Genomic DNA, 13,197 nt, shown 5'->3' with positions numbered 1-13,197 from the left:
AGGTATTTTTCCAAATCTATCTTCTATATCTTCTTTTATTTTTCTATATTATTAATGTTGTTCTCATTAGCAATTATTCTATATATTCTCATTCTTTCAATTGGATTTTCTATATAGTTTTCAGGTATTATTATAGGCATCTTTATCCCTTTAATATCAAGGTTAATTTTTTCTTTAAATTCCTTAGTTTCTATCTGTTTTGAATAGTATTCTGCTATAGTTCTATTTAGTATTTCTTTATACATATGCAATCCAATATTATTTATATGACCTTTTTGTTCAATTCCTAATAAATCACCGAATCCTCGTATTTCTAAATCCTGTAAAGCCAGTTTAAGACCGCTTCCTGGACCTGAAATATTTTTTATAGCTTCTAATTTTTTCATTGTTTCAGATTTTGGTTTTGTTTTGTATAAAAAATATGCGAAAGCTCTTTTATTACTTCTTCCAACTCTTCCTCTTAATTGATATAATTGAGATATTCCATATCGTTCTACATCATCAATTATTAATGTATTGGCATTTGGAATATCTATACCATTTTCTATAATAGTAGTTGAAATTAAAACACCAATTTCTCCTTCATAAAATAATTTTATTATTTTCGATAAATATCTTTTTGGCATTCTTCCATGGACAGCTACAATTTTTACTTCAGGAACGATTTTTCTTACATTTTTTTCAATTTTTTCAAGATCATTTATCCTATTGTGAATATATAGTACCTGTCCACCTCTTGATTTTTCTCTTAAAATAGCAGTTCTTATTATATTATCAGAGTATTTAAAAACAAAAGTTTCTACTGGAATTCTTCCATATGGTGGGGTAGATATTACGGATAAATCTCTTAAACCAGTGATTGAAAAATATAATGTTCTTGGAATTGGAGTTGCACTCATTGTTAAAACATTTATTCCATGTGAGAGCTCTTTTAATTTTTCTTTTTGAAAAACACCGAATCTTTGTTCTTCATCAATTATTAACAATCCCAATTTTTTAAATTTAATATTTTTATTTAGCAATGCATGAGTGCCAATTATTACATCTAATTTTCCAGAATTTATTTTATCTATTATATTATTTTTTTCTTTTATCGTTTTAAATCTATCAATTAAATCTACTGTTATTCCAACTTCATTGAATCTATCCTTAACATTATCATAGTATTGTTGAGCCAGTATTGTAGTTGGAACAAGAACTGCTGCTTGATATCCAGAGCTTACTGTTCTAACTATTGCTCTTAAAGCTACTTCAGTTTTTCCAAATCCGGCATCTCCAGCTATAAGTCTATCCATAGGTTTTGTTGAAGATAGGTCATTTAATACTTCTTCAATAGCTTTTTCCTGGTCTATGGTTTCAATATATTCAAAAGTTTTTTTAAATTTTTCTTCAATTTCTTCATCACCATTTAATGAAATTCCCGTCGTATGTTCTCTAAAAGCGTATAATTTAATTAATTCTCTTATTTATTTTTTATATTTTCTTCAACTTTTTTCTTTCTTTTTGCCATGATGAAGAACCTATTTTATCAATTTTTACTAATTCTTTATCTCCAACATATTTTGTAATTTTGTCAATTCTTTCAATTGGTAAAAAAACTTTTGCATTATTTTCATATTCTATTTTAATTAATTCTTTTTCACCAGAATATGTTTTTACTTTTTCTAAGCCTTTGTAAATACCAATTCCATAATCTTCATGAACAATAAGGTCATTGATTTTTAAATCTTCCATTCTAAAATAGGTAGTTCATTGCTTTTTTTCTTTGAGGCAACTTTTTTCACTAAAAGATTATGTTTATCAACTTCAATATTTTTATATTTTAATTTTAATATTTTTTCTATATTTTGACCGCTAAATTCTTTATATAAATCTTTTTTTATATCAGAAAAAATAAATTCTAAATTTTCTTTTTCCCTTTCATAGTATGATTTTATGCTTTCTTTTTCATTTATAATAAATATTTCTAAATTTTTATATTTATATAATCAAGTAATGTATTTTTCTTTTCATATAATATACACGGTAATGTTTCAAATATTTCTATATCAAAAGATGTACTCTTATGTTTATAGTTTATAAGAAAAGTTTCAAGATTTTTGTTATATACATTTTCATATTTATACATAAATTCAGATCCAGGAACAAAAGTAAAATTATTACTTGATTTTATACTTTTTTGAGAATATGGATCAAAAAAATTAATTCTTGTAATTTCATCATCGAATAATTCTATTCTTGTTGGAAAATCGTATATAGGAATAAATATATCTTTAACGAAACCTTTTTGAGAAAATTCACTATGCTCATATACATTCCATGTTTTTTTATAACCAAGAACTAATGGATTTATATTAAAGTCTTCATTAATTTTAAAGGAAAGTATTTCATTTTTAAAAATATCAGATGGAATTGTATATCTACTCAGTGAATGAAATGTGGTAAATACTATTGCATCATTATTTTTATTTAAGATATTATAAAGTGTTTTTATTCTATATGCTTTTATTTTATTTGAAATGTCAATAGACTCGAAAGGAAAAATGTCATAATTTGGATAATATAAAATATTGTCCTCAATTAGATTTTCAATATTCCATGATTCTGGAAAAATAACGATTTTCAATCTTTTCTTTGACTTTTTTATTATATTAAGTATGTCTTTTAGTATAATAATCACCTCTACATAAAAAATACGGACTTTAAGTCCGTTTTTATATTCGTACATCCAGAGAATGACCTCTATAGTCGTCAATGACTATTTTTTTATCCTCTTTTTTCTCTTTTTTTTCTCTTTTTTGATTGTTATATTCAGCAGAATGTTTTTTTGATTATCGTTTATATGTTGAGATTCTGATTTTTCTTCTGTATTTTTTACCTGAGATTGTGCTTCTTGATTTTTTTTGACATGTTCTTCTAAATCAGTCGTTTTTGCAGCAATTAAAGCACTATTCAAATGTTGGATATTATTAGAAACATCAACATTAGTAATGTATGATATACTTAAATTAATAGGATCAGGCATATTAATCACCGCCCAGTTTTTTCTTCAATTTAATAATTATAGAAGAATGTATTTGCGATACTCTTGATTCTGAAATATCAAGTATTTTTCCAATTTCTTTAAAAGTCATTTCTTTTTCATAATACAATGATAAAATAAGCTGTTCTCTTTCATTTAGACTTAATATAGCCTTTTTGAGTTCGTTTTTTAACATATCTTTATAAGCAAGTATTTCAGGATCGTTTTCAGCACTATCAGATTCAATATTTATTTCATTATTAGTAATTAAAAAAGAGTCTAAACTTAAAATATGACTTCTATGTAATTCTGCCTTCAATTTTTTTACATCTTTTTCTGATATTTCCAAAATTTTTGCTAACTCTTTGTCATCTATATAATCGTCGATATTTTGTTCTGCTAAAATTTCTTCCATTTTTTTAATTTTATGTCTTAAATCTTTTGGTAACCAATCTATTTTTCTTAAATAATCAAGCATAGCCCCCTAATTCTTTTTACAGCAAAGGAATAGAAAGTTACACCTTTTTGTGGGTTATATTTTTCCAATGATTGTAATAAACCAATAATCCCTTCCTGTATTAAATCATCAAGTTCAACGTTTTTTGGAAGGGAGGATAGTAAATTTAAAGCAATGTATTTTATTTTTGGTAAAAAGTTTTTTATTACATCATCTTTATTTATATTTTTCATTATTTATTAATCACTGCCTTTATAGTTGTATTAAGAATTATGACTACGGCAATACTTATTATTGAGCGTAAAACAGAGGTTATAAAAAAGTTTTTTGAAATGAATACATTTATAAATAAGAATATAAAAAATAATACCCCATAAAAGATAAGCTCAATATTTGAAAATTTCAACTTTTTCACCACCGCCTACCTTTTTAACCATTACCTCACCAGTATCCAGGTTAAACTCAATACTTCGAGCTCTATTTCCGCCAGTATCTTCTGCTACTATTCTGATATTGCTTTTTTTCAACTGTTCCTTTACAGCGAGTGTGTTTTTCTTCCCCACATCCATTGATGAACCTTTGAACATAGCAGCTCCACCAAATATTTTTGCAGTAAAGGTTGAGCCACCTAATTTTTTTAAATCTTCAATTAATAGAGGAATACCTAAATTAGCATATTTACCGGGTTTTGGAACATTTTCATTTGGAGAATTGGGTAACATTACATGAATTAATCCTCCAACTTTTTTATTTTTATCCCAGATACAAACACCAACACATGAACCCAACCCAAGGTTATTAATATATCAGGACTTTTTGATGAGGCATATTCACCAATTCCAATTATTTTTTTCATTTTTTAACCCCATAAAACACTTTTTTGACATATTCAAATAATTTATTTCTATTTTCTTCATTCATTAGAAAGACAATTTTTCCTTTTATAACATTTTCCCAATCTTCAACTTGAATTTCTGTTTCTGTTAGTATAACTTCATCTTCAAAAGTAATACTCATAACTATAGATTCTGCAATCAAGGAAGCAAAAGTATCTACAGCAACCTGTGGGGGGTAACCTGTAAATTTATGTTTAAAAATTGAGAAATAGCACTTGTATATGAACCAAACATAATATTTCCTAATTCACCGATCATAGATGTAGACATTTCATCAAGTTCAACAATATTTTTTATGTCAATACCAACACTTTCCTTTATCAATCTTTTTACAGAGTCTTTTTCTATTAAAAACACCAATGAAGAATCTAAATCACCTTCCATTTTAACATAAGAACATGCATAAATTTCATCAGGTTCTTCCATATTTAAAAATATGTCAGAAAGTTTTATTACATCTAAATTTGGCACTGATATGTCTACTTTTTTATTTAACATCATTGATAGAGAACTAACAGCATTTCCCATTCCAATATTAGTAATTTCTTTAAAAGCCGACATAAAAAATTCAAAGTTTTCATTGTTCATCTGGTTGCACCTCCGGATTTTTTTATTCTCGAAGAAATTTTTTCCACCAATATGTTCTAAATATTTCCCAAATAGGCCTGTAGGATCCTGTAATATTTTTATCTCATATATAAATTTACTAAGATTAAAAAATTCCTGTCTAATTTTTGCTATCGTTCCATGAAATGTAATATTAAAATCAACTATTGATAGTTTTATACTAAGATTTTTTCTTATTATGCTGAGATATTCATTTAAAATAATGACTCCGAGAAAATTTTCATTTAGATCCCATATTAATCCTCTATAAGTATCTTCAATTAAAACAGGAATAGATATATAATGTCTTTCACTTATTCTTTTATTTTTTATTTTAAATGTACCTATTAAGTTTAATGAAATCATAATTTCATTTTTCCCAAAATCTTTAATATCCTTAATTTGAAATTCTGCTTGATAGTATGCACCTTCAAAAATCGATTCTAACATAACATTTTCTCCAAGACTAAAATTGTATTTTGGAGATATTAATTCTATTTCTTTTCCTTTAAAATTTTTTATTTTAGCTTTTAAAACATCATTTTTTATATATACTCTTATAGAATTTCCAGGGAAAAAAACAAGGAAAATCCTTTTTATAAAATTTTTTTTATCCATCATTTCACCTGTTATAAAATCCAAATAGTAAAAGTAATTTTTTTAATAAATTATCACTACTTTTTTGTTCATGCTCAGATGTAGTATTCTCGATTTTTTCTGCAATTATCATCAAATCATTAGCAATATGTGATGAAGGTTTGAAACTTGATATTGGAGTTTGGGATTTCACACTATCATGTACCAGATGGTCAAAATTTATATAAAAAACATTTCTAATATCTTTGAATAAATATTCTTTTATTGTTTTTCTTAAAACTTGCTCAGCCGTATTAGCTTCAGATCTTTTTCTTATCATGTTTATTACAACATCAACCACACCATCAACTTCTAAAATTGATAATGCCTTTACAACTGTATAAGCATTTACTATAGCAGTAGGTTCAGGAGTGGTTACCAATAAAATATTATCTGCAGCGATATAAAATGGTTTTAAATTTTCATTATACCCTGCACTAACATCTATAATAACATAATCATGTTCTTTTGCAATATTGAAAAATTCTTCTATAGCTTTTCTGGTAAAATTCTTTTGAAAAGATATCCAGTCTTTTATATCCATTCCCGTACTTAATAATTTTATTCCATAAGGAGTTTTTATAATACACTCTTCCAGAGTTAACTTTTTATCAAAATAATCTTTTATGCTAACTGCTGGAGAAACTCCAAGCAAAATAGATGCATTTGCAAATCCAGCATCAGTATCAAAAATTAAAACCTTTTTATTCATCTTTGCCAGATTTACGGCGGTATTAACAGCTACAATTGATTTTCCAACACCGCCTTTACCCCAGTAACAAGAATTATTTTTGTTCTATTTTTTGAAAAAGTTTTTCTTAAATTTTCAGCCTGGTCTTTTATTATACTCATAATGTCAACTCCTCATAAAAGAGGTTGAATATCTTTTGAGAATTTGGTATTTCAATATCATTTGGAACATTTTGACCTGTAGTAATATAACTTATAGGCAAATTCGTTTCTTTTATCAAAGATGGTATTTGACCGTAAGATGACGTTTCATCTAGTTTTGTTATTATCAAATGTGTTGGATTACAAATTGAAAACCTATTATATACATCTACCATATCTCTAAGCCTCATATTTGCTGATACGACCAAAAATATAAAATCTGGTTTTATAGAATCAATATACATTTTCAATTCACCAATTTGTATATCATCTTTATGACTTCTTCCAGCTGTATCTATCAATAACATATCATAATTTTTAAGTGATTCTACTGTAGTTTTTAATTCGGTTGGCGTGTAGCAAACTGAAGCTGGAATATCCATTATCTCTGCGTATGTTTTTAATTGTTCCGTTGCTGCAATTCTATAAAGATCAATTGTTGCGATTGCAACACTTTTACTGCTATTTAATTTATTTAACGCAGCAATTTTTGCCAATGTTGTTGTTTTTCCAACACCTGTTGGACCAATAAGCATTATTGTTCCATGAATATTAGGAACATCGACTTTGAAATTATTTTTAAACGTGTCAAATAGTAGATTTTTAAATCTTTCATCAGACTTCCAGTTTTCTTTATTTAAATCAGTTGGTAAGTTATTTAGTATATCTTCTATTATACTATCTGAGAGATCTTGTTTTTTTAAAAATTCAATCAATTCGGATATTAATGGATTGGCACCATTTAAAATAACCCGTTTAGAAAGTTTTTCTATTAAATTTTTAATTTCTATTAATTCGTTTTGAGAATTTTTTGATGAATCATTTAACGGATTATTTTTTGTATTTGATATACGATTATTATATGCAGATGTATTAGAATTCAAATTATTGATTTTTTGAGGAAATTTATTATAAGTAACTTTTCTATAGTTCAAATTTTTAAATTCATTTTTTTCTTTACTATAGAATTTTTCAGCATCTTCATCGATGAGTTTAGAAATTTCACGTTGTTCTTCTATCAATTTTAAGATTTCATTTCTGGCGGTGAGTTCCAATCTATCTTTTCCCGGAGCATATTGTTCTTCATAATTATCTATGTTTTTCATTCTTTTTATTCTTTCATCTAATTTTTTATTTCTTTCAACCATTTCTCTAATTTCATTGATTCTGCCCTGGGTATTATTAGAAAAACCAGGTCCAGCAGGTCTTTTGATATTTTTTACTACACTTTCAGGTTTATCATCAAGAACAGCAGTAACTTCTATATACTTTTTGCCACCAATTCCCAAAAATCCCCCTTATTTATTCTTTTGGTATCCAATATATAAGCATTTTCTCCTAGTTCTGTTCTAATTTTTTCCATTGCTTCAGGAATAGTAGTAACAATATATTTTTTTATTTTCATAAGCTCACCTCTAAACACTTATATTTCCATCTGCGGAAATAGGGATTTCCTGAATAATCTCATTATATGAAATAACATTTACATTTGGAATATTTGATAATATCCATCTTGAAAAATAGAATCTTAAAGGAGAACTACATAATATTACAGGATTATAACCTTTCATCATTTGAGATTCTAAAGCCTGGCTTATATTATCAAGAAGCTTTTGAGACAGTTGTGGAGATAAAGCCAGAGTATAATTTCCACCATATTCAATAGTATAATTATTTAATGTATTTTCTGTATTTTTATCCAGAATAATTAAATGTAAAATACCATCACCAGATTTCATTGATTCACATATTTGCCTGGCGAGAGCGCTTCTTACTCCTTCAACAAGTGACACTATATCTTTAATTTCATTACTACCAAGTTCCATTAATTTTTCAAAAATAGCAGGTAAATTTCTTATGGAAATTCGTTCATATAATAACTCTTTTAATACATTACGTATTTCAAAAGTTTTAAAAATTAAAGGAGTTAATTCTTCAACTAATGAAGGTTCTTTTATTCTTAAACCTTCTATCAACATTTCAGTTTCTTTAGAACCCAGTATTTCATGAGCATATTTTTTGATTATTTCAGATAAATGAGTTGCAAAAACACTTGGAGAATCCACTACAGTATAACCTAGATTAACAACTTCTTCTTTTTGAGATTCATCAATCCAATATGCATCTAAATTAAATGAAGGTTCTTTTGTATGAATACCTGGTATCTCTTCAGAAGCCATTCCAGAATTTATTGCTAGCAATTTTTCAGGAAATAATTCAAATCTTCCAACCTCTACACCTTTTAATTTAATTATATATTCGTTTGCGCTTAAAAGAACACTATCCCTTACTCTTATAGGACTTATTACAATTCCAAGTTCATAAGCGATTTGTTTTCTAACCATTGTAATTCTTTCGAGTAGATCTCCCCCTGACTTGGGTCTGCCAAAGGAATTAAACCATACCCAATATCTATTTCCAGAACATCACTTTGTATTATTTCTGAAACCTCTTCAGCAGATGTTAAAGGAGGACCAGATGGAGGTCTTTGAGCACCACCAACCCCTTCTTCTGGGGTCGTTGATGGTGTTTCAAATCCTTCCTTTGGACCAGCTGCAGGTATCATTTTTTGCAAATATCCTTTAGTTGTTAAATAAGCTAAAGTAAGCATTCCGCCACCTAATAATAATGCTGGCATTATTGGTAAAGGTGTAACCAATCCCAGAGTTAATATTACCCCTCCGGTCATATATAATACTCTTTTTTCTGATGAAAGTTCTTTGAGTAAATCTTTTCCTAAATTTTCTTTTGATGCAGCCCTTGATACGACAATACCTGTTGCAGTTGAAATTAATAAGGCCGGTATTTGAGCAACTAATCCGTCTCCAACTGTGAATAGCGTATACAATTGAGCAGCTTCACCTATATCCAATCCCTGTTGTAAAACACCAATAATCAAACCACCTAATATATTTATAAGGGTTATTATAATACCTGCTATGGCATCTCCTCTGACAAATTTAGAAGCACCATCCATTGCTCCGTAAAAATCAGCCTCACGTCTGATATCTTCACGTTTTTGTCTGGCTTCTTCTTCTGTAATAATACCTGCACTTAAATCGGCATCAATACTCATTTGCTTTCCAGGCATAGCATCAAGAGTAAATCTTGCTGCAACTTCAGCAATCCTTTCTGCACCTCTTGTGATAACAACAAACTGAATAATTACAAGAATAAGAAAGATTACGATACCAACTACATAATTTCCTCCAACAACAAAATCTCCGAATGCCCTTATAACTTTACCTTGAAAATTCTTTCCTTGTAATAAAATTAACCTTGTTGAAGATACATTTAATGACAATCTAAATAAGGTAGTTACCAATAATAATGTTGGAAATGCAGAAATTTCAAGAGCATTTTTTATATACATAGTGACTAACAATAAAATAATTGCCAATGAAATATTAGCCATTTGCAAAAAGTCTAAAAGAAATGGTGGAATAGGAATAACCATTAATATAACAACACTAACTATTAATAAAGGAACTATTAAATCCAATTGTTTGAAAAATTTGCTTGCAAATTCTCCCATTTAATCACCTCGTAACTTTTAAAACAGAAGCAATAATTTTTGCAACAATTTCATACATATCTTCTGGTATTTCATCATTTATCTCAACTCTTTCATATAATTGTCTTGCAACAGGTGGATTCCTGAGTATAGGCACATGGTTTTCTCTGGCTATTTCTTTTATTCTAAAAGCAATCTTATCAAATCCTTTTGCTACAACAACAGGAACGTCATTTTCAGATTCATCATATTTTATAGCTACAGCATAATGTGTTGGATTAGTAACAACAACTGTTGCTTTTGGGACCTCTTTCATCATATTTTGGTTTATAATTTGTCTTAACCTACGCATTCTTGCAGCTTTTATCTGTGGATCACCTTCGACATCTTTCATTTCTTGCTTAACTTCCTGTTTGGTCATTCTTAAATTCTTTTTGTATTCCCTTTTTTGATACCAAAAATCAAAAAGGCCCAGTAATAACATTAGCAGTCCAAGTTTAAAAAATATTTCTATAATTATTGAATATAAGAAGGATATAGCTGATGAAATGCTTGTATATGGCAAAGAAACGATACCATTCCACCTGGATTTTACAATACTGAAAGCAATATATCCTACTAATACCAATTTTATTAAAGATTTTAAAAGTTCAAAAAGAGTTTTCATAGAAAAGATTCTTTGGAGTCCTTTTATAGGATTAAGTTTTCCAAGATCAAATTTCATAGCTTTAGGTGAAAATAAAAACTTTGTTTGCAGCATTCCTAATACAAGACTAATGATAGCTGATGAGAACAAAAAAATAGATATTAATGTAAAAAGATTTTTTTGTTGCAAAATTAATGTCATTAATGCATTTTCATCTAAAAAACTGGTATTCAGTGCTAAATATCTCATAAACGCATTTTTTAAATCAATAAATAAATATTTTGAAAGAACATAAAAAACAGCTGCAACACCCAAAAATGAAAAAGCTGTTAATAGTTCCTTTGAGACAGGAACATTTCCTTCTTCTCTTGCCTGTTGTAATCGTCTTGGAGTTGGTTCCTCTGTTTTACTTGGATCAGCGAAAAGCTGAAGGTTTATTTTAAAATCAAACTCATTATAGAATTTATCCATTTTATTATCTCCATCATATTATTGCTAAAAATTTCAACCCATACGCCAATAATGGTTAAAAGTATTAAAGAACCAACTAAAATATTTAATGGTAATCCGACAATAAAGACATTTATTTGAGGTATCATTCTTGAAACAATACCCAGACTAATATTTACACATAACATAAACGCACTCATTGGAACTGCAAGTTGAGCTCCAATTTCAAAAACTTTTCCAAATGTTGATACAATTTCAGGAAGAAAAGCAGTATTTATGGAAAAAATTAATGGAATAGAATGAAATGAGTTAATAATTACCTGAAACAATAAAATATGTAATTTAAAGGACAAAAAGCGAAAATTCCTATCAAAAAAGATAACTGTCCAATAATAGGAGACTCTTCACCACTTATTGGATCAAATATTCCAGCCATAGCAAATCCCATTTGAAATGCAAAAAACTGTCCTGCAAATTGAATAGCAGCTATCGGTATATAAGAAATTAGACCAATTAATATACCTAAAAGGAAGTTTATTAGCATAATCGTTATTAGGTAAAATACAGGTAAATCTGGTATTGTTAGATTTACCAGTGGCAATGTTATCCATGAAATAAACAGAGAAGAAAATAATCTTAGATAAAAAGGTATTGTTCTTGAACCTATGACTGGTGCAGAAATAGTTAATCCAGTAATTCTAGAAAATATAATAGCCCAAACCCAGAATTTGGTTTCTAAAAAAACAACAACATCCATATTAAATCATTCCAAAAAATGTAGTTAATATTTGATATGTGAAGTCCATTAGTTTTTGTGCAATCCATCCGAATAACAATCCAACAACTAAAAATGTAATAATAATTTTTGGAGCAAAGGTTAATGTTTGCTCATTTATTGATGTTATTGTTTGAAAAATACTTATTATAAGACCAACCCCCAAACTTACTAACAGTATAGGTGAAATAATTGATAAAAAAACAGTTATTCCATCTCTAAACACATCAATAAAAGCTTCTAATGTCAATTTTATAGACCTCCTGAAGTTTGAAAACTTCTTATTAATCCTCCAATTAATAAGTCCCATCCATTTACAAGGATAAATAGTAATAATTTAAAGGGCATTGAAATCATAATAGGAGGAATCATCATCATCCCCATAGATAAAAGAATGCTGGCTACAACCATATCAACTATAATAAATGGAATATAAATTAAAACCCCCATTTTAAATGAAATCTCTAATTCACTTAACGCAAATGCAGGAATTAGAATTTCTGGAGGCGTGTCATTTATATTTTTTATTTCTTTATGAACACTTGATGCTAACATAAAAACATTATCCTGATTTTTATGTGCAACTATTTCATTAATCATAAACTTTTTTATTGGATTCCATGTATTTTCAAACATTTGAGTATAACTTATTTTTTCTTCGGTATATGGAATAATGGCATTTTGATATATTTGGTTGAAAACTGGTGACATTATTAAAAAAGTTAATATTAATGCAATACCTATTAATACCTGATTGGGAGGGCTTGCCGGCTTCCCATAGCAGTTCTTAAAAAAGATAGAACAATTATTATTCTCATAAATGATGTAAACATCATAATAAAAGATGGTGCAAGAGTTAATACAGATAATAGTAATAATATTTCTAATGTTGGCATTAATGTGTTGGGTCCTGGGACATTTCCTCCAATATTGATAGAAATTTCAGGTATTGGTAGTGGATCTTGAGCTGACCCAACAAAAAATAAAAATAAAAATATACTAATGAAAAACAATTTTTTATTAAAGCATTTCTTCATCTGTTTTTTTCTCCCTTTTTAAGGCTCCGATAAAAGTATCAAAAAATTCTTTTTTCCCTTTTAAAAGAACAGATAGTTTTTCATAGTCCAATTTGTCAAGATAAGATATGGAATTATTGTTTGTCAGGACAAGATAATAATTATCTAATACTTTTATTATGTTTAATGTTAAATTCCTATCAATATAAAATTTTTTAACAATTCTAACAGAAGGACTATTTAGCAAACCTTTATTTATAAGTTTTCTTTGAATAAACAATAATAATA

Annotated in this window: 14 protein-coding genes and 4 pseudogenes; all 18 read right to left on the bottom strand. The window is 27.7% G+C overall.

What is annotated here, in order from left to right; genetic code table 11:
* Positions 1 to 35 precede the first annotated feature (35 nt).
* A complete protein-coding gene (locus tag DJ007_RS02780; protein ID WP_240739189.1) occupies positions 36 to 1,295 on the bottom strand; it encodes a helicase-related protein in 1,260 nt (419 codons plus the stop codon).
* 178 nt (positions 1,296 to 1,473) lie between these two features.
* Positions 1,474 to 1,734 carry a CarD family transcriptional regulator gene (locus tag DJ007_RS02775; protein WP_129408217.1) on the bottom strand — a complete coding sequence of 87 codons (261 nt, stop codon included), beginning with the start codon at positions 1,732 to 1,734 and terminating at the stop codon, positions 1,474 to 1,476.
* Positions 1,735 to 1,966: 232 nt separating this feature from the next.
* Positions 1,967 to 2,680: a hypothetical protein gene (locus tag DJ007_RS02770; RefSeq protein ID WP_165973966.1), complete on the bottom strand. Its 714-nt coding sequence runs from the start codon at positions 2,678 to 2,680 to the stop codon at positions 1,967 to 1,969.
* A 78-nt stretch (positions 2,681 to 2,758) separates the two neighbouring features.
* Positions 2,759 to 3,025: a hypothetical protein gene (locus DJ007_RS02765; RefSeq protein WP_129408215.1), complete on the bottom strand. Its 267-nt coding sequence runs from the start codon at positions 3,023 to 3,025 to the stop codon at positions 2,759 to 2,761.
* A 1-nt stretch (position 3,026) separates the two neighbouring features.
* Positions 3,027 to 3,500 (bottom strand): sigma-70 family RNA polymerase sigma factor, encoded by a 474-nt coding sequence (locus DJ007_RS02760; protein WP_240739188.1) that lies wholly within the window; start codon positions 3,498 to 3,500, stop codon positions 3,027 to 3,029.
* Entirely contained in the window at positions 3,485 to 3,712 is a 228-nt protein-coding gene (locus DJ007_RS16955) for a sigma factor (protein WP_240739187.1), read from the bottom strand. The genes DJ007_RS02760 and DJ007_RS16955 overlap by 16 nt, the downstream gene beginning before the upstream one ends.
* 153 nt (positions 3,713 to 3,865) lie before the next feature.
* Positions 3,866 to 4,335, bottom strand: a pseudogene (locus DJ007_RS02755) (chemotaxis protein CheD).
* Positions 4,332 to 4,517 carry a hypothetical protein gene (locus tag DJ007_RS02750; RefSeq protein WP_129408214.1) on the bottom strand — a complete coding sequence of 62 codons (186 nt, stop codon included), beginning with the start codon at positions 4,515 to 4,517 and terminating at the stop codon, positions 4,332 to 4,334. The pseudogene DJ007_RS02755 and the gene DJ007_RS02750 overlap by 4 nt, the downstream one beginning before the upstream one ends.
* A 14-nt stretch (positions 4,518 to 4,531) precedes the next feature.
* Complete coding sequence (locus DJ007_RS02745; protein WP_129408213.1) at positions 4,532 to 5,623, bottom strand: chemotaxis protein CheC; 1,092 nt, start codon at positions 5,621 to 5,623, stop codon at positions 4,532 to 4,534.
* Positions 5,604 to 6,338, bottom strand: coding sequence for a MinD/ParA family ATP-binding protein (locus DJ007_RS02740; RefSeq protein WP_240739225.1), 735 nt, complete (start codon positions 6,336 to 6,338; stop codon positions 5,604 to 5,606). Before DJ007_RS02740 ends, DJ007_RS02745 begins: the two co-directional genes overlap by 20 nt.
* 127 nt (positions 6,339 to 6,465) lie before the next feature.
* On the bottom strand, positions 6,466 to 7,797 hold the full coding sequence (flhF, locus tag DJ007_RS02735; RefSeq protein WP_129408211.1) for a flagellar biosynthesis GTPase FlhF: 1,332 nt from the start codon (positions 7,795 to 7,797) through the stop codon (positions 6,466 to 6,468).
* Complete coding sequence (locus DJ007_RS14515) at positions 7,770 to 7,913, bottom strand: hypothetical protein (protein ID WP_165973965.1); 144 nt, start codon at positions 7,911 to 7,913, stop codon at positions 7,770 to 7,772. Before DJ007_RS14515 ends, flhF begins: the two co-directional genes overlap by 28 nt.
* A gap of 10 nt (positions 7,914 to 7,923) precedes the next feature.
* Positions 7,924 to 10,043, bottom strand: a pseudogene (gene flhA, locus DJ007_RS02730) (flagellar biosynthesis protein FlhA).
* Between the two features lie 4 nt (positions 10,044 to 10,047).
* Entirely contained in the window at positions 10,048 to 11,139 is a 1,092-nt protein-coding gene (flhB, locus tag DJ007_RS02725; protein ID WP_129408210.1) for a flagellar biosynthesis protein FlhB, read from the bottom strand.
* Positions 11,103 to 11,875 (bottom strand): annotated as a pseudogene (gene fliR, locus DJ007_RS16950) (flagellar biosynthetic protein FliR). Before fliR ends, flhB begins: the two are co-directional and overlap by 37 nt.
* A gap of 1 nt (position 11,876) precedes the next feature.
* Positions 11,877 to 12,143 carry a flagellar biosynthesis protein FliQ gene (gene fliQ, locus DJ007_RS02710; protein WP_129408207.1) on the bottom strand — a complete coding sequence of 89 codons (267 nt, stop codon included), beginning with the start codon at positions 12,141 to 12,143 and terminating at the stop codon, positions 11,877 to 11,879.
* Positions 12,144 to 12,145: 2 nt separating this feature from the next.
* Positions 12,146 to 12,711 (bottom strand): annotated as a pseudogene (locus DJ007_RS02705) (flagellar type III secretion system pore protein FliP).
* Between the two features lie 202 nt (positions 12,712 to 12,913).
* Positions 12,914 to 13,156 (bottom strand): flagellar biosynthetic protein FliO, encoded by a 243-nt coding sequence (locus tag DJ007_RS02700; RefSeq protein ID WP_206076035.1) that lies wholly within the window; start codon positions 13,154 to 13,156, stop codon positions 12,914 to 12,916.
* Positions 13,157 to 13,197 lie beyond the last annotated feature (41 nt).

Source organism: Marinitoga lauensis, assembly GCF_004135675.1.
In the GTDB taxonomy this organism is placed as follows: Bacteria; Thermotogota; Thermotogae; order Petrotogales; family Petrotogaceae; genus Marinitoga; species Marinitoga lauensis.
The sequence above is the reverse complement of the archived record's forward strand: the minus strand, read 5'-3'. Positions and strand labels throughout refer to the sequence as shown.

What these genes read in the sequence shown, in the direction of transcription:
- DJ007_RS02780 (WP_240739189.1), bottom strand. Translation starts at nt 1,295, where the DNA reads ATGGATAGACTTATAGCTGGAGATGCCGGATTTGGAAAAACTGAAGTA.
- DJ007_RS02775 (WP_129408217.1), bottom strand. Translation starts at nt 1,734, where the DNA reads ATGGAAGATTTAAAAATCAATGACCTTATTGTTCATGAAGATTATGGA.
- DJ007_RS02765 (WP_129408215.1), bottom strand. Translation starts at nt 3,025, where the DNA reads ATGCCTGATCCTATTAATTTAAGTATATCATACATTACTAATGTTGAT.
- DJ007_RS02760 (WP_240739188.1), bottom strand. Translation starts at nt 3,500, where the DNA reads ATGCTTGATTATTTAAGAAAAATAGATTGGTTACCAAAAGATTTAAGA.
- DJ007_RS16955 (WP_240739187.1), bottom strand. Translation starts at nt 3,712, where the DNA reads ATGAAAAATATAAATAAAGATGATGTAATAAAAAACTTTTTACCAAAA.
- DJ007_RS14515 (WP_165973965.1), bottom strand. Translation starts at nt 7,913, where the DNA reads ATGAAAATAAAAAAATATATTGTTACTACTATTCCTGAAGCAATGGAA.
- flhB (WP_129408210.1), bottom strand. Translation starts at nt 11,139, where the DNA reads ATGGATAAATTCTATAATGAGTTTGATTTTAAAATAAACCTTCAGCTT.